Here is a 20,422-nt window from a genome sequence, read left to right on the forward strand (position 1 = left end):
TCCCCGAAACCGGGTAGTGAACTGAATCACTGAATGGACTATTGCAGGGGGCGTGCCAGGTTTTAACAAGTTGAAACAGAATGTCGCGCAGAAACGTCGAAAGCCCCGTATTCCGGGGCTTTCGTGTTTTTTCGATAGGGGTTCGATTGTGAACGCAGAGGTGTATTCGGATCAGTTGTCGTGCGCGATTGCGGTTCACGGTGCATTGCGGCGGTGCACGATGGCCCCAAAAGCATCGCGAGCAAGCTCGCTCCCACAGTGGATTTTCAGAGTGCTCACCATCGAGTGAACACCTTCGAACCCTGTGGGAGCGAGCTTGCTCGCGATTGGATGTAACTGTCAGCGAAGGACTAAAGGCTGCTTAGCCCTCTTCCCCCTCATCATCATCCCCACCATCAACCTTCATCCCCAATTCCTTGATCTTGCGCGTCAGGGTATTACGCCCCCAGCCCAGCAAAACGGCGGCATCGCGGCGGCGGCCGGCGGTGTGTTTGAGGGCGGTTTCGATCATGATCCGCTCGAAGGCCGGCACGGCGCTGTCCAGCAGGCTCGACTGGCCACGAGCCAACGCCTGATCGGCCCACTGGCGCAGCGCTTGCTCCCAGTTGGTCACCGGCGCCGAATCCTGTGGCAGGTTCAGCAGCTCCGGCGGCAGGTCGCTGATGTGCACTTCGCGACCCGAAGCCATCACCGTGATCCAGCGGCAGGTGTTCTCCAGCTGACGCACGTTGCCGCCCCACGGCAGGTTCTTCAGGTATTCCTCGGTTTCGCTTTTCAGCAGCTTCGGCTCCACCGCCAGTTCTTGCGCGGCGCGGCTGAGGAAGTGCTTGGCCAGGGTCGGGATGTCTTCGCGACGGTCCGAGAGCCGTGGAATGTGGATGCGGATCACGTTGAGGCGGTGGAACAAGTCCTCACGGAATTTCCCGGCGTGCACCAGGGTTTCCAGATTCTGGTGAGTCGCGGCGATGATTCGCACATCGACCTTCACCGGCACATGACCGCCGACGCGATAGAACTCGCCGTCCGCCAACACCCGCAGCAAACGAGTCTGGGTGTCTGCCGGCATGTCGCCGATTTCATCGAGGAACAGCGTGCCGCCGTCAGCCTGTTCAAAACGCCCGCGACGCAGGTTGGCCGCGCCGGTGAACGCGCCTTTCTCATGGCCGAACAGCTCGGATTCCATCAGGTCTTTCGGGATCGCCGCCATGTTCAGCGCAATGAACGGTGAAGCCGCCCGTGGGCTGTGCCGGTGCAGTGCGTGCGCTACCAGTTCTTTACCGGTACCGGATTCGCCGTTGATCAGCACGGTGATGTTGGAGTGGCTCAAGCGCCCGATGGCGCGAAACACTTCCTGCATCGCCGGTGCTTCACCGATGATTTCCGGGGTGCGGGTCAAGGCGACCGGGACTTCCAGGCCTTGCTGTTCCTGAGCATGCTGGTTCGCGCGTTTGACCAGCGAAACCGCTTCGTCGACGTCGAACGGTTTTGGCAGGTATTCGAACGCGCCGCCCTGATAGGACGCGACAGCGCTGTCCAGATCGGAGTGAGCGGTCATGATGATGACCGGAAGCCGTGGGTGTTGTTCGCGAATCCGCGCCAGAAGGTCCAGGCCACTGGCACCCGGCATGCGGATGTCGGAGATGATCACGTCCGGCTGCTGGCGCGCCAGGCGGCTCATCACGCCATCGGCGCTGTCGAAGCTTTGCGTGGTCATGCCTTCTTGCTGCAAGGCTTTTTCCAGGACCCAACGGATAGAACGGTCGTCATCGACGATCCACACGGTTTCACTACGGCTCATGTCGATGTGGCTCCTTGTTCCAGTGGCAGAAAGATCGAGAAGGTGGTGTGGCCTGGATGGCTGTCACATTCGATCAGGCCCTGGTGCTGGCTGATGATGTTCTGGGTAATGGCCAGGCCCAGCCCGGTACCGTCCGGACGGCCGCTGACCATGGGAAAGAAGATGGTTTCCTGCAACTCCGCGGGAATGCCCGGGCCGTTGTCGATGATTTCGATCTTGGTCACCAGGCGATGACGCACGTGGCCGATGGTGAACTGGCGCATGGCGCGGGTACGCAGGCTGATGCGGCCAAGGCGCAGCTCGTTCTGGCTGCTGATGGCCTGCATCGCATTGCGCACGATGTTCAGCACGGCCTGAATCATCTGTTCGCGGTCGATCAACACGTCGGGAATGCTTGGGTCGTAGTCGCGCACCAAAGTGATGCAACCCTGGCTTTCGGCCTCCACCAGATGACAAACGCGTTCCAGAACTTCGTGGACGTTGCACATCGCCAGTGACGGAAGCTTATTGGAGCCAAGCATGCGATCGACCAGATTGCGCAGGCGGTCGGCCTCTTCAATGATCACGTTGGTGTAGTCGCGCAGGCTTTCTTCCGGCAGTTCGCGGGCGAGCAATTGCGCCGCGCCGCGTATCCCGCCGAGAGGGTTCTTGATTTCGTGAGCGAGACCGCGCACCAGCATCTTGCTGGTTTCCTGCTTCGACAGCTGCGCCTCTTCCTTGGTGATCCGCAGCAAGCGGTCACGGGGGTGGACTTCCAGAAGCAGCATCGTGGCGCCGTTAGCCAGGATCGGTGTTACCGCGTAATCGACGGTCAGTGTCTGGCCGGTGAGGGCGGTGAGCATCGCCTCGCGCTTGGTGAACGGATGTGCCTGCTGGACCGCCTGACGCAGGGAGTTCAGCGCTTCGGTGGATTCGGTGAACAACTCACTGATGAACTGCCCATGGCTACGCTGGCCGCTGATGGCCAGGAGCATCTCCGCCGCCGGGTTCATGTACTCGAGGCGCAGTTCGGCGTCGAGCAGAATGGTGGCGGTGGTCAGGTTGTCGAGTAGCAATCGATGCAGTGCGTCGCTAATGGTCATCAGGACCTCTTTTGGAGCAGGGCGCGCGCATGAATAAAGCGCTGATACTAGGAAAATGCAAAAACCAAACCAAGGCTCCGAAAAGAAGCGTTTAAGGCCTGAAACGGGCGTTTGACGCTCGTTTGCGTGGCGTTCTGCCAGCTTTGGCGGGTACTTTCGAACCAAAATGGGTTGGTATGTGGGTACGGTGCAACCAATTGCACCAATATAGTGCGCAAAGCTGAACGACGTCAGAAGAAACGCATGAAGGGATTTTTTTCTTCTACGGGTTTGTCTTTGAGCGGACATTCCGGCCGTTGGCCGTAATCGGGGAGGGTGCAGGGTTTGACCTGGCGCTTCTGCGCGAGGGAGATGCGCAGCATGTGGAACGGCTGGCTGGCTGTGCGCTCGACCGTGCGGCCCTGCTCGTCGAGGATTTCTACGGAGAGGTTATGGCTGCCGCGATCGATATTGCTCAGGGCGAACACCGGGCTCAGGCCGGGCGCTGCGGTGGGTTGGCCGTCGAGTAGCAGTTGGTAGCGATGGCCCCGTTGCAGGCCGGGTTCGTTGGTGACGCTGACAATTATCTCGCCAGCACTGCTGCGTACCGTGGCGTCTGGCTCCGGCACCAGGATTCTCAGCATGTCGTAGTGGAAAAGCGCTTTGGCTTCGGTTTTCTTCGGGGCTGTCATCGGCGCAGCACCGGTTGGGTTGGCGGACATGCGATTACTTGGCGCCATCGGCACGCGCTTGGCGTTGCCGGAGCCTGGCTGGTCGGTGTAGACCCGATTGCCCTGGGCGTCGACGTAGGTGAACACCTCGGCCGTCACCGGCAGGGCGATCAAGCATGCGATCAGCAGCCACAGCCTCACGGCTTATGCACCCGTTGGACGGTGAACGTCACGGAGGGGCTTTGTTGAACGATGTTTTCCCCATCGATCACCTGCACCGCGAGGCTGTGTGTGCCGCGGTCAATATTGACCAGTTGCAGGATCGGTACGTTGCTCGGCTGGCCATAAGGTTGATCGTCCAGCAACAGCCTGAACAGATGAGGGCCTTGCAGGCGGGGTTTGATCAGCACGTTGACGGTAAAGGTGCCGTTGTTGGCCCGCAGCGCTTCGGTGGTGGGTAAGTTGGTCAGCTCCAGCACCTCGTAAGCGCTGCTCGGCTGTTCGCTGCTGGTGGCTTCGACAGGTGGCGCAGAAGGAGCTTGGGGCTCAACCCTGTTCAGCGGTGGCAACTCGACAGGCTGAGCCTTCACGCCATCGGGCGGTTGATTGCTGTAGGCGGTGTTGCCGTCGGCGTCGGTGTACTTATAGATCTGCGCGGCGGCGGGCAGGGCGATCAGCAGCAGGATGAATAGAAAACCACGACCCATAAAATCGACCAGAAACTGAAGGCGTTGGCTTGCAGCATAGGCGAGGGGCGCCGGTTAACCCAACTCCTCAACATTCGCTCACACAAACGCCCTCGTTCGCCTTGCCAGCAATCAACTGCTGAAATTAAGCATGCGTTGCTTCTTCTCGGGTGCCGCTGGTGGCTTTGGGCAGCCCTCGGGACCGGGGAATGTCTGCTGCCCGGTTTCGTCGTAAAGCACCGTGCAGCCCACCGGACCTTTGTCATAAAAAGCCCGGCTCTTGACCGCGCCGTTGCGGTGATAACACAGCTGTTCACCGGTCAAGTCGCCGCCCCACTCGTAGTTCTTGAACTTCTGTTGGTTGACGGTCATCCAGCTGAAGCCCACCGAGTTCTTCTGGCACTCGATCTGCCCGTTGTCGTAGTAGGTGCGGTCGGTAATCTGGTCGTTGTCGCCGATGATTCTCTCGCGAGTCTTGCGACCGGTTTCGTAGTTGTATTCAACGGAAGCCTGTCTATCTCCGTAGAGGAAGTTGGTCTCCGATGACAGCTTTCCGTGGGTAAAGTAGCGAGAGATGCCACAGCGGCCGATGGTAGGACCGTCCTTGTCGTAACGGCACCAGTTGGATTCTTCATAGAGCACTTCGTTTTCGTCGTAGCCCTTCATCAGGCCGACAAATCGCCCCAGTTCGACACGTCCGACGGTGGCCGGTGTGCCGTCGCGAAGGAAGGTCAGGTACGGGCCTTCGCGTTGGTCGTTGTGCCAGGAAATATCGTTGAGCAGTACCTTGCCGTCTTCGCTGTAGCCCAGTGAGCGTCCTTCCAGCTTGCCGTTTTCGTATTGCTGCGAGTATTGCAGCTGGCCGTTGGGGCCATAGCCTTCGCGAGTGCCGGATAACACATCAGCCTTGTAGTGCTCGATCTTGCTTAGTACGCCGTTGGAGTCGGTCTCGCGCAGTTCACCTTCTTTTTTGCCGGCAACGAAGTTCACATTTTGGGTATGTCCCTTGTCAGCCTTGAGCTTCCATGGACCACTTTTCAGGCCGTCTTCGTAGTTGCCTGCGCCGACTTCAGTAATCCAGGGACCTTCGCGCTTATCGTCGCGGTAGTTGCCACGTTCAGTCGTGCCATTCGTACGCTGCTCGCTCGGGCCGTTGAGTTTGTCGTGAATGTAAGTAGAAAAACCGCTGACATCCGACTCTCCTTCCTCGCTCGACAGCACCCAGCGACCTTCGCGCAAGTCATTCTGGTATTCGCCCGTTTGGGTTTGCCCGTCAATCGTCTCAGTCCATTGGCCCTGGCGTTTGCCGTCTACATAGGCTCCACCAGCGGAATACTGAAAGCCTTTGGCGAACGACCAGATGCCCGTGCGTGCGCCGTGGCTGTAGGCGCCTTGGGTGGTAATGGTGCCGAAGTCATAAGCGACGGAGGCGCCATCTTCGCTGCCGCTGAAGGTCGCCGGATCGGTTTCCCAGGCGATGCGATTGACCTGATAGTTGTACAGCGTGCGACTGCCATCGTTGATTGAGGTGTCGATGCCTCGCCAGAAGGTGACGGTCAAAAAGCGTCCGTCTTTTTCCTGAAAGGTCTTTTTGTAGTAGTTCTGCCCGTTGCCGGGTGAGGTGGTGTTGAGAGGCTGGGTGCGCTCGTCGAAATAGCCAACCAGTGTCCCTTGGGTGAGGTCGAGTTGGTCGAACTCAGGTATGCCTGACTCTTCGTAGAAGAAGCGGTAATTAAGTGGCGTGAGCTTGGCCAGTGCCTTCTTGATCGCCAGGGCGTCGAGGTTTTTCTGGCCTGCTGCCATGCGGTCGAGGGCCTTTTGCAAGCCATTGACTCGACTGTAGAGATGATCGTTGGCGTCGTATTTGTAGGCATGGACCTTGTACTGCGCCCGTTGCCTGAACAGCACGAACCGGGTCGGGGCTTCGCTGTCCAGTGGCATCAGGAATACCGACTCGATCGATGCAGCGCCGAAATCATCCAGCAGTTGTGGTTGTTCATCGTCGCTATCGCAAATGCAGTAATAACCTTTAACGCCACCCGCCTCCTTGATGAACGCAAGGGTGGCCGAGCTTTCCTGAAGGCCCTGAATCAGCGGATGGGCCAAGGACTTGCCGTCATAAAACGGCGCCGCGTTGACGGCCGTGCAGCCAAAGCCAGCCATCAGGGCGAGTAACCACAACCACTTCATACGAATCCTTTCGTCAAGGCGCCGGGCAGGGCGCGAGAGCGGCGGATTATCCATGGATGTGTGTCCGGGGGAAACGAGCGCCCACAAAAAAGGCCTCCCGAAGGAGGCCTCTTTTTTGTCACGCCGCTTGCGCAGGCGCTACCGGATCAGCAGCTGTAGTACAGCTCGTATTCCAGTGGGTGTACGAAGGTGCGTACTTTGATTTCTTCTTCGCTTTTCAGGGCGATGTAAGCGTCGATGAAGTCGTCGCTGAAAACGCCGCCTTTGGTCAGGAACGCACGACCTTTGTCCAGCTCTTCCAGGGCTTCTTTCAGGCTGCCGCAAACTTGTGGGATCTCTTTCGCCTCTTCAGGCGGCAGGTCATACAGGTTTTTGTCAGCAGCATCGCCAGGGTGGATCTTGTTCTGGATACCGTCCAGGCCGGCCATTACCAGGGCAGCGAAGGCCAGGTACGGGTTGGCTGCCGGATCCGGGAAGCGAGCTTCGATACGGCGAGCGCGAGGGCTGGACACGTAAGGAATACGGATCGAAGCGGAACGGTTGCGAGCCGAGTAGGCCAGCATTACCGGAGCTTCGAAACCTGGGACCAGACGCTTGTAGGAGTTGGTCGACGGGTTGGTGAAGCCGTTCAGTGCCTTACCGTGCTTGATGATGCCGCCGATGAAGTACAGAGCGGTGTCGGACAGGCCGGCATAGCCTTCGCCAGCGAAGGTGTTCTTGCCATCTTTGGCGATGGACAGGTGAACGTGCATACCCGAACCGTTGTCGCCGTACAGAGGCTTAGGCATGAAGGTCGCGGTGCGGCCGTATGCATCAGCAACGTTGTGTACGCAGTACTTCAGGGTCTGAACTTCGTCAGCCTTGGCCACCAGGGTGTTGAACTTCACACCGATTTCGTTCTGGCCAGCAGTTGCCACTTCGTGGTGGTGAACTTCGATGACCAGGCCCATTTCTTCCATGGCGTTGCACATGGAGGTACGGATTTCGTGGTCGTGGTCAAACGGCGGAACCGGGAAGTAGCCGCCTTTGACGCCTGGACGGTGGCCTTTGTTGCCGCCTTCCACGTCCTGGTCGGACATCCACGAACCTTGTTCGGAGTAGATCTTGAACATCGAGCCGGAGATATCGGACTTGAACTTCACTTGGTCGAAGATGAAGAATTCAGGCTCTGGACCAACAAATACGGTGTCGCCGATACCGGTCGACTTCAGGTATTCCTCGGCACGCTTGGCGATCGCACGTGGGTCACGGTCGTAGCCTTGCATGGTCGAAGGCTCGATCACGTCGCAAACCAGGATCAGGGTTGGCTCTTCGGTGAACGGGTCGAGAACGGCAGTGCTGTCGTCCGGCATCAGGATCATGTCGGAGGCTTCGATGCCTTTCCAGCCAGCGATGGAGGAACCGTCGAACATTTTGCCTTCTTCGAAGAAAGCTTCATCCAGCGCGTCGCGAGCCGGCATGGTCACGTGGTGCTGAGTGCCTTTGGTGTCAGTGAAGCGCAGATCAATCCACTTGACGTCATGATCTTTGATGAGTTGAACCGACTTCGACATAGTGTCCTCCGGGTGGCTTCGGGCTTAGTAGTGGATGCCCTTAGAATGTGGGTGATGCCGGCGCGAATACTCTGCCAAGGCAACCTGCCTCACAAGGGAGCAAATTGCATGCCAGTGCCCCACCATGGGTTTTTTGCCCCAATTTCACGCTTATAAAGGTGCAAAGCGGAGCAAAGCAGGAAATAGCGCCCCGTAATGTAGCGTCAATTTCAACAAATGACCCGTTTTGGTGCGCGCAAAACCTTCTGCACATTAACTGGTTAAACCTTGAGCAATTTCCGCTATAATCCGCGCCCCCCTTTTTCGGCTGGCCCAGCGCGCGCTGTTTTCATGAAACTAATCGTAAAAGTCTTCCCCGAGATCACCATCAAGAGCCGCCCGGTACGGATGCGTTTCATCCGCCAGTTGGCCAAAAACATCCGTACCGTGCTCCGCGACCTGGACCCGGCTGTGGTGGTGAACGGTGTGTGGGACAATCTCGAGCTGGAAACCCGCGTCAGCGAGCCCAAAGCCCTGAAGGAGATGACCGAGCGCCTGAGCTGCATGCCGGGCATCGCGCATTTCCTGCAGGTCGACGAATACCCGCTGGGCGACTTCGACGACATCGTCGCCAAGTGCAAGCAGCACTTCGGTGATGCGTTGGCCGGGAAGATTTTTTCGGTGCGCTGCAAGCGTGCCGGCAAGCATGAATTCAGCTCGATGGACGTCGAGAAATACGTCGGCAGCCAACTGCGTCGTCAGTGCGGCGCCGCCGGAATCTCGCTGAAAGAGCCGGAAATCGAAGTTCGCATCGAAATTCGCGACAAACGGTTGTTCGTGATCCACAACCAGCACAACAGCATCGGCGGTTATCCGCTGGGTGCCCTGGAACAGACACTTGTGCTGATGTCCGGCGGCTTCGATTCCACCGTCGCCGCTTACCAGATCATGCGCCGCGGGCTGATGAGCCATTTCTGCTTCTTCAATCTGGGCGGACGAGCCCATGAACTGGGCGTCATGGAAGTCGCGCACTTCATCTGGAAGAAGTACGGCAGCTCCCAACGCGTGTTATTTGTGAGTGTGCCGTTCGAGGAAGTACTGGGAGAAATTCTCGGGAAAGTCGATAACAGTCATATGGGCGTAGTTTTGAAGCGTATGATGTTGCGCGCTGCTTCCCGTATTGCCGATCGGCTGGAGATCGATGCGCTGGTCACCGGCGAAGCGATTTCCCAGGTGTCGAGCCAGACGCTGCCGAACCTGTCCGTGATCGACTGCGTGACCGACAAGCTGGTCTTGCGTCCGCTGATCGCCAGTCACAAGCAGGACATCATCGACCTGGCCAACGAAATCGGTACTGCCGACTTCGCCAAGCACATGCCGGAATACTGCGGGGTCATCTCGGTGAACCCCAAGACCCACGCCAAGCGTCCACGCGTGGAGTACGAAGAACAACAGTTCGACATGGCAGTACTTGAGCGTGCGCTCGAGAACGCCAAACTGGTGCCGATCGATCGCGTGATCGACGAATTGGGCCAGGACTTGCAGATCGAAGAAGTCAGCGAAGCACTGGCTGGTCAGATCGTCATCGACATCCGTCATCCGGATGCCGCTGAAGATGACCCGCTGGGCCTCGTTGGCATTGAGGTACAAGCGATGCCGTTTTATGCATTGAACGCTCGTTTCAAGGAACTGGACCCTACTCGCCAGTACCTGCTGTATTGCGACAAAGGCGTGATGAGTCGCCTGCATGCCCACCATTTGCTCAGTGAGGGGCATGCCAATGTGCGCGTTTATCGACCGAGCTAAGTGCCCGGGGCTGTTTGCCTGTGGCCTGCGTCACCGGCCCCCCGACGCCGCCGTCAAGCTGTAACGGCTTTGCCGGACTCTACTGTTAATCGCTGCCAAGACTTGTCAGCACACCGAATCCTCTGATCGAGATACACAAGTGATCGAAAATCTACGCAACATCGCCATCATTGCTCACGTTGACCATGGTAAGACCACCCTGGTAGACAAACTCTTGCGTCAATCCGGCACCCTGGAGCGCAACGAGCTCAACGACGAGCGCGTGATGGACTCCAACGACCAGGAGAAAGAACGCGGTATTACCATTCTGGCGAAAAACACCGCCATCAACTGGAACGGCCACCACATCAACATCGTGGACACCCCGGGCCACGCCGACTTCGGCGGCGAAGTTGAACGCGTAATGTCGATGGTTGACTCCGTTCTGCTGCTGGTTGACGCTCAAGACGGCCCTATGCCGCAAACCCGTTTCGTGACCAAGAAGGCTTTCGAAGCCGGCCTGCGTCCAATCGTGGTCATCAACAAGGTTGACCGTCCAGGCGCGCGTCCGGACTGGGTTCTGGACCAGATCTTCGACCTGTTCGACAACCTCGGTGCTACCGAAGAACAGCTGGACTTCAAAGTCGTCTACGCCTCGGCCCTGAACGGCATTGCCGGTCTGGAACACACCGACATGGCTGAAGACATGACCCCGCTGTACCAGGCGATCATCGACCACGTACCGGCTCCGAAAGTTGACCGTGACGGTCCGTTCCAGATGCAAATCTCGGCACTGGACTACAACAGCTTCCTGGGTGTTATCGGCGTTGGCCGTATCGCCCGTGGTCGCGTCAAGCCGAACACTCAAGTTGTGGCTATCGACGCCGACGGCAAGCGTCGTAACGGTCGTATCCTGAAGCTGATGGGTCACCACGGTCTGCACCGTATCGACGTTGACGAAGCAGCTGCCGGCGACATCGTCTGCATCAGCGGCTTCGACCAGCTGTTCATCTCCGACACTCTGTGCGACCCACTGAACGTCGAAGCGATGAAGCCGCTGACCGTTGACGAACCAACTGTTTCCATGACCTTCCAGGTTAACGACTCGCCGTTCTGCGGTCGTGAAGGCAAGTTCGTCACCAGCCGTAACATCAAAGAGCGTCTGGACAAAGAACTGCTCTACAACGTTGCCCTGCGCGTTGAAGAAGGCGACACCGCCGACAAGTTCAAAGTCTCCGGCCGTGGTGAGCTGCACCTCTCGGTACTGATCGAAACCATGCGTCGCGAAGGCTTCGAAATGGGTGTTGGTCGTCCGGAAGTGATCATCCGCATGGTTGACGGCGTCAAGCACGAACCGTACGAAAACGTGACCATCGACCTGCCAGAAGAATCGCAAGGTTCGATCATGGAACAGATCGGTATCCGTAAAGGCGACCTGACCAACATGGTTCCGGATGGCAAGGGCCGTGTGCGCCTTGAGTACAACATCCCGGCTCGTGGCTTGATCGGTTTCCGTAACGAGTTCCTGACCCTGACCTCCGGTGCAGGCATCCTGACCTCGATCTTCGACCGTTACGACGTGATGAAGTCCGGCGACATGTCCGGCCGTCAGAACGGCGTGCTGGTTTCGGTTGCTACCGGTAAGGCTCTGACTTACTCGCTGGAAACCCTGCAAGCTCGCGGCAAACTGTTCCTGGGTCACGGTGAAGACGTGTACGAAGGTCAAATCGTCGGCATCAACAGCCGCGACAACGACCTGGGCGTCAACCCAACCAAAGGCAAGAAGCTCGACAACATGCGTGCTTCGGGTAAAGACGAAACCATCGCTTTGGTTCCGCCTATCCGTTTCACCCTGGAACAAGCTCTTGAGTTCGTGCAAGAAGACGAACTGTGCGAAGTCACTCCTAAGTCCATCCGTCTTCGTAAGAAGATCCTGGGCGAAAGCGAGCGTACCCGCGCTGCCAAGAAAGCCGGTAACTGAGTTTCGACTTAGTTAGCTGCTAAAAAAACGCCCCCGACCGCAAGGTCGGGGGCGTTTTTGTTTGTCTGGGGTTTGGTGTCGTCTGGGCTGACGCCATCGCGAGCAAGCTCGCTCCCACAGTGATTTGTGGTGTTCACATAAGTTGTGTTCAGCGCTGAACCCTGTGGGAGCGAGCTTGCTCGCGATGAGGCCCGGTCAGGCAGCGAGATTCTGGATCAGAACTTCTCGAACGTCCGACGGCTCTCGCTGGTCTCGCGCGCCACTTCTTTCGGCTTGTAAGCGCAATACCCCGGCCGCGGCCCGATTTTCGGGTGGTTGCGGCAAGTATCCGGGCGCTTTTCATAAATAGTGCACAGACGGCTCTTACGATCCAGGTACAGGCAATCGTTGTTGCTCATGCGCTGGAGGGTGAAGATCTCGGACTTCTGGTTGTAACGCTCGACGATCCCTTCCTTCTGCAAACGCTTGGCGATGTTCTTCGGCGGCTCGCCGCGCTCGAATTCATCGACGATGCCGATACGGATCAGATCCTTGATCTTGACCTCGACCGGCAGGGTGCAGCAGCTGGAAACGCACGAACCACACATCGGGGCGGAGTACTTGGCCCAGGTATCGAGGCGATCGATCTCCGCGGCGGCGATCAGGTTGGACTTCATCATCGGTTGTTACCAGCGTGCATCAGGGCGCGCGATCATACCGGGACTGGTGGATTTTTGAACAACCTTTCGCCAGATTTTTTCGTATTCCGCCCAATAACACCTGTAACCCGGCACGGCCCCTGCATTCATTCCGGTGCGCGGCAAGGTAATGTCAATCTATCTCATACTAACGGGAAAAATTGCCGAACCAGAGTTCCAACGGCCTGTCAGACCGTCTAGGCTCAACTACTCCACGCTCGCTCGAGGTCCTATCGATGACTCAAGAACCACTTGTTCGCGAAGCAGAGGTGGCCGCATTCCGCGACGCCGTCTTGACCAAACTCACCTACGCGGTGGGCAAAGACCCGGATCACGCCTTCGACCACGACTGGTTCGAAGCCATTGCCCTGGCGGCGCGCGATCACATGGTCGAGCACTGGATGGATCACACCCGGCAGATCTACCGCAAAGGTCAAAAGCGGGTTTATTACCTCTCCCTCGAATTTCTGATCGGCCGTCTGCTCTACGACAGCCTGAGCAACCTTGGCCTGCTGGACGTCGCCCGCGAGGCCCTGACTGAACTCGGCGTCGACCTTGAACGCATCCGCCTGCTGGAACCCGACGCAGCGCTGGGCAACGGCGGCCTCGGTCGTCTGGCCGCGTGCTTCATGGAAAGCATGTCGACCCTCGGCATTGCCGGCCACGGTTATGGCATTCGTTATGAACACGGCTTGTTCCGCCAGGCCATCGTCGATGGCTGGCAGCAGGAACAGACCGAACACTGGCTGGATTTCGGTAACCCTTGGGAGTTCGAACGACCAGAGGTCGTTTATCCGATCGGCTTCGGCGGCAGTGTCGAAACCGTCACCGACGAAATGGGCAAGACCAAGCAAGTCTGGACGCCGGCGGAAACCGTTCGCGCGATTGCGTATGACACGCCGGTCGTCGGCTGGCGCGGGGCGAGCGTCAACACGCTGCGCCTGTGGCGCGCCCGGGCCATGGAAGATTTGCACCTGGAACGCTTCAACGCCGGCGACCACTTGGGCGCCGTGGCAGAAGTCGCCCGTGCCGAAAGTATTTCCCGGGTGCTCTACCCGGCGGACAGCACCGAAGCGGGCCAGGAACTGCGCCTGCGTCAGGAGTATTTCTTCGTCGCCGCGTCCTTGCAGGACTTGCTGCGCCGTCATCGCAACATGCACACCTCGGTCCTGACCTTGGGTGATCATGCTGCGATCCAGCTCAACGACACCCACCCTTCGATTGCCGTGGCCGAACTGATGCGGCAACTGGTCGATGTCTATGACGTCGCGTGGGATGCGGCATGGCAGGTCACCGTCGACACGCTGTCCTACACCAACCACACGCTGCTGCCGGAAGCGCTGGAAACCTGGCCGGTCGGTTTGATGGAGCGGATGCTGCCGCGGCACATGCAGATCATTTACTTGATCAACGCCCAGCATATCGATTCGCTGCGGGCCAAGGGTATCCATGACTTCGAGGTGCTGCGCGCGGTGTCGTTGATCGAGGAAGACAACGGTCGCCGTGTGCGCATGGGCAACCTCGCGTTCCTTGGCTCCCACAGCGTCAACGGCGTGTCGGGCCTGCACACGCAGCTGATGCGCAAAACGGTGTTCTCCGAACTGCACAAACTCTATCCGGACCGGATCAACAACAAGACCAACGGCATCACCTTCCGCCGCTGGCTCTACCAGGCCAACCCGGAGCTGACCTCGATGATGGTCGACGCGCTCGGCCCGGATCTGCTGGACAACCCCGAAGAGCGTTTGCTCGGCCTGGAACCGTTCGCCGAGAAGGCCGCGTTCCGCAAGGCGTTCGCCGAACAGCGCCTGCACAGCAAGAAAGCCCTGGCGTACATCATTCATGAGCGACTTGGCATTGCGGTCAACCCAGCCGCAATGTTCGACGTGCAGGTCAAACGGATCCACGAATACAAACGTCAGTTGCTCAACCTGTTGCACACCGTTGCGCTGTATCAGGCGATTCGTGCCGAGCCGGAAATCGATTGGGTGCCGCGGGTGAAGATCTTCGCCGGCAAGGCGGCGGCCAGTTATCACCAGGCCAAGTTGATCATCAAACTGACCAACGACATCGCCCGGGTGGTGAACAACGACCCGACCGTGCGCGGTTTGCTCAAAGTGGTGTTCTTGCCCAACTACAACGTTAGTCTGGCGGAGAGCATCATTCCGGCAGCGGATTTGTCGGAGCAGATTTCCACCGCAGGCTTCGAAGCCTCGGGCACCAGCAACATGAAGTTCGGCCTCAACGGCGCGCTGACCATCGGTACCCTGGACGGCGCCAACGTGGAAATGTCTGAACGCATCGGCGTTGAACACATGTTCATCTTCGGCCTCAGCGCTCAGCAGGTTGAAGCGCGCAAGCAGAACCATGAGTTCAACGCGACGCCGGATATTGCGGCATCCCACCGGCTGAATGACGTGCTGCAAGCGATTCGCGGCGGGGTGTTCTCGCCGGATGATCCTTCTCGTTACACAGGATTGATCGATTCGCTGATCGACTACGATCGCTTCCTGGTCTGCGCCGATTTCGACTCTTACTGGGACGCGCAGATGCGCGTTGAAGCCCATTGGCACGATTCGAAGGAATGGTGGCGTTCGGCGGTGTTGAGCACCTCCCGGATGGGCTGGTTCTCGTCCGACCGGACCATTCGCGAGTACGCCACGGATATCTGGAAAGCGCTGGAGTAACTTTTAGCAATAATTGCGAGCAAGGCCCGACGGTTGTTGGGCCTGATCGATATACTAAGCGCCGGTTACACCGGGCCAAAGTATGGCTAGGCTCAGTCAAAGGCAATCCAATGTGGGAGCGAGCTTGCTCGCGATGGGGCCCGTACATTCAACATCAATGGTGAATGTACGGGCCCCATCGCGAGCAAGCTCGCTCCCACAAGGTTTGTGTTGTTTCAAACTAGACTGAGCCAGATGCTGTATCGCCCGGATTCGCCCCGCAGCGGGGCCGCTTAGGGATATCGACCATGCAATGGATGTTCATGCTGATTGGGCTGGTGCTGGGTTGGGTGCTCGACGAGTCGTTCAGCGATGCGCTGTTGGGCGCGTTGCTCGGGTTGGGTATTGGCCAGGCCATTCGCATTGGCCGCTTGAGTTCACAAGCTGACGAGCAACGTAAGCTACTTGATCAGGCTCAGATCGCGTTGAATGTGGTGCAGCAACGGCTGTCATTGCTGGAAGTGTCAGGCGTCAAGACGCCGGAAACCCACGAGCCCGCGCCGTCTCCTGAGTTCACACTCGACGAAATCCCTGCCGAGGCCCCGGAGCTGATCTGGGAACTCCCACCCGAACTCGAACCGGTCACCTCAGCCACCGCTGAAGCGAGCCGTCCAGTGCCCGTCGATGCCTGGAAACCCGAACCGGTCGCCCGCGAACCACAACAGCCCGCTGCGCCTCGCGGCCCGAACTTCATCGACCGCGCCATCAGCGGCGCCCGCAACTGGCTGTTCGGTGGCAACACCGTGCTGCGGGTCGGTGTGGTGCTGTTGTTTCTCGGTCTGGCCTTCCTGCTGCGTTACGCCACCGAGGGCATGGTGGTGCCGATCGAGTTGCGTTACGCCGGTGTTGCGGCAGCGGCATTGGGGCTTCTGGGGCTGGGTTGGTGGCTGAGAACACGCAACAGCAATTACGCGTTGATGCTGCAAGGCACCGGGATCGCGGTGTTGTACCTGACCGTGTTTGCCGCGATGCGCCTGCATCCGCTGCTCGATCCTACGGCGGCGTTGGGCCTGCTGGTCGCGGTGACGGTGTTCTCGGCGATCCTCGCCATCACCCAGGATGCCTTGGGCCTGGCTGCCGCTGCAGCGTTGGGCGGTTTTGCCGCGCCGATCCTGACCTCCACCGGTGCCGGCAACCATGTCGCGCTGTTCAGCTACTTCGCCTTACTCAACGCCGGCATCCTCGCCATCGCCTGGTTCAAGGCCTGGCGGCTGCTTAACCTGATCGGCTTCGTCGGCACCTTCGGCATCGGTTTCGCCTGGGGCCTGCGTTCCTATACCCCGGAACTGCTGTGGAGCACCGAGCCGTTCCTGATTGTGTTCTTCCTGATGTACCTGGCCATTGGTCTGCTGTTCGCGCGGCGCAAGTTGCTGGAAATGAGCGACGCACCCGAGGACGGCAGCCGTGAAGCGCTGCTTCATTGGTCGGCGCGCAAGGGCGATTACGTCGACGGCACGATGCTGTTCGGTCCTCCGCTGGTGGGCTTCGGCTTGCAGTTCGCGTTGGTCCAGCACTTGGAATTCGCCGCAGCCTTCAGCGCGTTGGCGTTGGGCATGATTTACATGGGCCTGGCGCGGCTGCTGATGGGCGGACGAGCGTTACTGCTGGCGGAAACCTGTCTGGCGCTGGGTGTGATCTTCGCCAGCCTGGCGATTCCGTTGGGGCTCGATGCGCGCTGGACTGCTGCTGCCTGGGCCGTCGAAGGCGCCGGCATCTTCTGGCTCGGTCTGCGTCAGCAACGACCGCTGGCGCGAGCCTTTGCCTTGCTGCTGCAACTGGGCTCGGCGCTGGCGTTTATCAGTGAACTGCGGATCGGAGAAAGCAGCCTGCTCGACGGTGCGCCGCTCGGTGCGTTGATGCTCGGCGTGGCGTTGTTGTTCAGCTTCTACCAGTTGCGCAAAGCCTTGCCCGAGCAGACGTCGGAATGGGAGCGCAAAGGGTTGCCGGTATTGGCTTGCCTCGGTCTGACCTTCCTCTATCTGCTGGCGCCGTTGTTTTTCTTCACTCACGGCACGGCGATCAGTTGGGCGCTGGCGGGGTTGGCGACTTTGTTCGTTGGCTTGCGTCTGCAATCGCGCACGTTCCTGTTCACCGCGTTCGCCGTGCAGTTGCTCGGCGGTGCGTTGTTCCTGTTGCGGCTGCAGGGTTCGAGCGGTGAGTCTGGCGCCGTGTTCAGTGCGGGTTGGAGTGGTTTGCTGAGCGCGTCGTTGATCGGCCTGGCGCTGATCGCTGGCATGTTGCTGGCGGCGCGCGATGAGATGGTCCGCAGCGACGTGCGATTGCTGCGCGGCTTGTCAGTGGTGTTGCTCGCCGGTCTGGTGTTGATCAATCTCGCGGTGCTGTTCGTCCTGCCTTGGCAAACGGCGAGTGCGGTATGGGCGGCCAGTGGTCTGTTCATCATCTGGCTGAGTCTGTACCTGAAGCAGCGCGTGAGTTTTGTCTTCGGTCTGCTGTTGCAAGTCATCGGCGGCGCAGCGTTCCTGATGGCCGGGCCTGATTTGCTCGGGCCGCTTGCGAGCGAAGGATTGAAGCCTCTGGCTCATAGCGGTTTCTGGACGCCGCTGGTGTTGGGCCTGGCCGCGATGGTTGGGGCCTGGCGTTTGCAGCTCGGCAACCATGCTTCGGCCTTCGATGTGCTGAGCTTGCAGCGTTTGTCCGAAGTGCTGCTGGTGTGGGGCGCGGGTTGGTGGGCGCTGGCGTGGGTGAGTGAAGTGCTGCGCTTCGCACCATTGAATCTGCAAGCGACGTTGTTACTGGCCGTTGCGGCGCTGAGCGTTGCGCTGTGGACAGTCTTGGCGCTGCGCCTGAAATGGTCGTCGCTGGGCTTGCTCTGCACCTTGCTGATGCCTGCGGCCGGTTTGGTGTTGCTGGCTGCGTGGCACTCGCGTTATCACCCGGCGGCCGATTTTGGTTGGCTGGTATGGGCGGCCGTGTTTGTTGTGCACTTCATCTCCCTGCGGCGTTTGGCGCCGATGTTGCCGGCGCGCGCCCTCAGTACCGCGCACGTGCTCGGCTGCTGGCTGTTGATCGGTGTGTTGGCCCTGGAGCTGCGTTACGGCTTGTTGCTGTTGTCCGAGCAGTACAACGCCTGGCGCTGGTTGGGTTGGGCGATTCTGCCGAGCGTGTATCTGGTGCTAATGGCGGCACCCCGTGCCTGGCCATGGCCGGTGTCGGCTTATTCGCGCGAATACCGTGTGTACGCGGCGGCACCGCTGGCGTTGCTGATGCTCGGCTGGTTCTGGCTGGCGAACGTCGTCAGCGACGGCACCGCCGAGCCGTTGCCTTACGTGCCGCTGATCAACCCGCTGGAGTTGGGTCTGCTGTTTGCGCTGTTCGGCGTCTACGTGTGGTCCCGCAGCGCCGTGACGCAACTGTCGGTCCGCAAGGACTACTTTGATCACGCCACGCAACTGATCGCTGGCGCCTCGCTGTTTGTGTTCTTTACTGCGCTGGTGATGCGCACTGCCCACCATTGGGGTGGTGTGCCGTTCGAGCTGGATGCGTTGCTTGAATCCATGCTGGTGCAGGCCGGTCTGTCCATCGTCTGGACCTTGATGGCCCTGAGTCTGATGATCGGCGGCCATCTGCGTCATCGCCGCGAAGTCTGGCTGATCGGTGCGGCGCTGATTGGTGTGGTGGTGGCCAAACTGTTCTTTGTCGAATTGAGTAACCGCGGCGGACTCGCCCGGATCGTGTCGTTTATCGGCGTTGGCGTGTTGCTGTTGGTGGTGGGCTATTTCGCCCCGTTGCCGCCCAAGCGCGCCGAGGCTGTGCCGGAGGCTGAAAAACCGGCTCCGCAAACCGAAGGAGTGTCGTCTTGAGTCAGAAGCTGAACCTTGTCTGGTTGGGCGCTGTTGCGCTGGGTGTGGCGCTGTCGGCCAGTGCTCAGGAAAAATTGGCGGACTTCGCTACGCAGGTGCCGTTGTCGGTCAGCGGCGAAGGTCCGTGGTATCGCCTCGAATTGCCGTTGAGCGTGCAATTGAATGCGCGGCAAACCGATCTCAGCGATGTGCGCGTGTTCAATGCCGCCGGTGAGGCTCAGGCGTATGCCTTGGCTCGTGCGCCGGCGCAGACCAGCGACAACCGCACCCTGACCGACGTGAAATGGTTCCCGCTGTACAACTCGGCGGATTCCACCGAGCACGCACCGAGCGTAAGGGTGCAATCGAGCGCCAACGGCACGCTGGTCGAAGTGCAACCGTCCAGTCAGCTGGAGGTGGGTGAAGAAATGCTGCGCGGTTGGTTGCTCGACGCCAGCAGCATCAAAGCACCGTTGCAGCAGTTGATCCTCGACTGGACCAGCGAGCGCGACGGCTTCCAGCGTTTCACCATCGAAGCCAGCGACGACCTGCAGCATTGGCAGTCGTGGGGCGAAGGGCAGGTGGCGCGCCTGACGTTCGCCGACGAACGGGTCGAGCAACATGAAGTCGCTCTGCCGGGTCAGTCGGCCCGTTATCTGCGCTTGCTGTGGAACACGCCGCAATCGGCACCGACGTTGACCTCGGCGCAACTGCAAAGCGCCAAGACCCGCAGCCTGCCGCTACCGCTTGTCTGGTCGCAACCGCTGGCCGGCAGCAGCGTAAAGGCCGGTGAATACACCTGGCAATTACCCATGGGGCTGAATGTCGAACGCTTGCAGGTCGAGTTGAGCCAGCCCAACAGTTTGGCGCCCGTGACCTTGTCCGGTCGTCGGGAAAGCAGCCTGCCGTGGCAGCCGCTGAGCAGCGGTTTGCTCTATCGCCTGACCCAGAATGGCCAGGACGTGGTGCAGAACGAATTGCAGCTGTCGGGGCAAACCGTGCAGCAGTTGAAGCTGACGGTGGACGAGCGCGGCGGCGGTCTGGGTGCTGAGGCACCGACTGTGCGATTCGCCGTGCGCTCCATTCAATTGGTGTTCCTGGCGCGCGGGGCGGGGCCTTATACGCTCGCGCTGGGAAGTGCCACGGTGAAGGCGGCGAACCTGCCGCTGTCGACGTTGATTCCGGATTACAGCGCTGCAAAGTTGGCGACATTGGGCAAGGCTACGGTGGACGGCGGGGCGGTGGCCACGCCAGCGTCGACCGTGACAACGGCTGCGCCGACGGACACCAACTGGAAGAAATTCGGGTTGTGGGCGGTGTTGCTGCTCAGCGTTTTGTTTCTGGGCGCGATGGCGTTCAGTCTGTTGCGCAAGCCGCCGCTCAAGCCTTGAAACTGGCAGCAACGCCCTGTGCACATCCGGGCGGTTTCGAACTACGCTCAACCGGGCGCATGAACTCTATTGGGTGTAACACGTCTGATAGGAGGAAATGCGCCCCGACTCGCGTTAAACTGCG

Annotated in this window: 12 protein-coding genes; 5 read left to right on the plus strand and 7 right to left on the minus strand. The window is 59.5% G+C overall.

Annotated features, from left to right (window positions below; all coding sequences use genetic code 11):
• Window positions 1–361: 361 nt before the first annotated feature.
• The 6 genes from ntrC to glnA form a co-directional block, all read right to left on the minus strand.
• Complete coding sequence (gene ntrC / locus ACA079_RS01550) at window positions 362–1,798, minus strand: nitrogen regulation protein NR(I) (protein WP_046052178.1); 1,437 nt, start codon at window positions 1,796–1,798, stop codon at window positions 362–364.
• On the minus strand, window positions 1,795–2,880 hold the full coding sequence (gene glnL, locus ACA079_RS01555; RefSeq protein WP_008149435.1) for a nitrogen regulation protein NR(II): 1,086 nt from the start codon (window positions 2,878–2,880) through the stop codon (window positions 1,795–1,797). The genes ntrC and glnL overlap by 4 nt, the downstream gene beginning before the upstream one ends.
• Before the next feature lie 230 nt (window positions 2,881–3,110).
• The gene (locus ACA079_RS01560; RefSeq protein WP_497702353.1) at window positions 3,111–3,731 is read right to left on the minus strand and encodes a DUF4124 domain-containing protein; all 621 of its coding nucleotides are present in this window, start codon (window positions 3,729–3,731) and stop codon (window positions 3,111–3,113) included.
• Window positions 3,728–4,237: a DUF4124 domain-containing protein gene (locus ACA079_RS01565; protein WP_497702354.1), complete on the minus strand. Its 510-nt coding sequence runs from the start codon at window positions 4,235–4,237 to the stop codon at window positions 3,728–3,730. Before ACA079_RS01565 ends, ACA079_RS01560 begins: the two co-directional genes overlap by 4 nt.
• A gap of 111 nt (window positions 4,238–4,348) precedes the next feature.
• A complete protein-coding gene (locus ACA079_RS01570; RefSeq protein ID WP_497702355.1) occupies window positions 4,349–6,406 on the minus strand; it encodes a toxin-antitoxin system YwqK family antitoxin in 2,058 nt (685 codons plus the stop codon).
• Between the two features lie 146 nt (window positions 6,407–6,552).
• Window positions 6,553–7,959: a glutamate--ammonia ligase gene (gene glnA, locus ACA079_RS01575; RefSeq protein ID WP_008149440.1), complete on the minus strand. Its 1,407-nt coding sequence runs from the start codon at window positions 7,957–7,959 to the stop codon at window positions 6,553–6,555.
• A 330-nt stretch (window positions 7,960–8,289) separates the two neighbouring features.
• Between glnA and thiI the strand changes: the two genes are divergently transcribed.
• Both thiI and typA read left to right on the plus strand, forming a co-directional pair.
• Window positions 8,290–9,744 (plus strand): tRNA uracil 4-sulfurtransferase ThiI, encoded by a 1,455-nt coding sequence (gene thiI / locus ACA079_RS01580; protein ID WP_497702356.1) that lies wholly within the window; start codon window positions 8,290–8,292, stop codon window positions 9,742–9,744.
• Window positions 9,745–9,883: 139 nt separating this feature from the next.
• On the plus strand, window positions 9,884–11,704 hold the full coding sequence (gene typA / locus ACA079_RS01585; protein WP_033055293.1) for a translational GTPase TypA: 1,821 nt from the start codon (window positions 9,884–9,886) through the stop codon (window positions 11,702–11,704).
• Between the two features lie 215 nt (window positions 11,705–11,919).
• Here the strand turns inward: typA and ACA079_RS01590 are convergent, their stop codons facing one another.
• Window positions 11,920–12,363: a YkgJ family cysteine cluster protein gene (locus tag ACA079_RS01590; RefSeq protein ID WP_223431148.1), complete on the minus strand. Its 444-nt coding sequence runs from the start codon at window positions 12,361–12,363 to the stop codon at window positions 11,920–11,922.
• 254 nt (window positions 12,364–12,617) lie between these two features.
• Between ACA079_RS01590 and ACA079_RS01595 the strand changes: the two genes are divergently transcribed.
• The 3 genes from ACA079_RS01595 (at window position 12,618) to ACA079_RS01605 (ending at window position 20,298) form a co-directional block, all read left to right on the plus strand.
• Entirely contained in the window at window positions 12,618–15,068 is a 2,451-nt protein-coding gene (locus ACA079_RS01595; RefSeq protein ID WP_497702357.1) for a glycogen/starch/alpha-glucan phosphorylase, read from the plus strand.
• 287 nt (window positions 15,069–15,355) lie between these two features.
• The gene (locus ACA079_RS01600) at window positions 15,356–18,928 is read left to right on the plus strand and encodes a DUF2339 domain-containing protein (RefSeq protein WP_497702358.1); all 3,573 of its coding nucleotides are present in this window, start codon (window positions 15,356–15,358) and stop codon (window positions 18,926–18,928) included.
• The gene (locus tag ACA079_RS01605) at window positions 18,925–20,298 is read left to right on the plus strand and encodes a DUF3999 domain-containing protein (RefSeq protein ID WP_497702359.1); all 1,374 of its coding nucleotides are present in this window, start codon (window positions 18,925–18,927) and stop codon (window positions 20,296–20,298) included. The genes ACA079_RS01600 and ACA079_RS01605 overlap by 4 nt, the downstream gene beginning before the upstream one ends.
• Window positions 20,299–20,422 lie beyond the last annotated feature (124 nt).

The sequence above is a fragment of the Pseudomonas sp. LBUM1645 genome, from assembly GCF_059716185.1.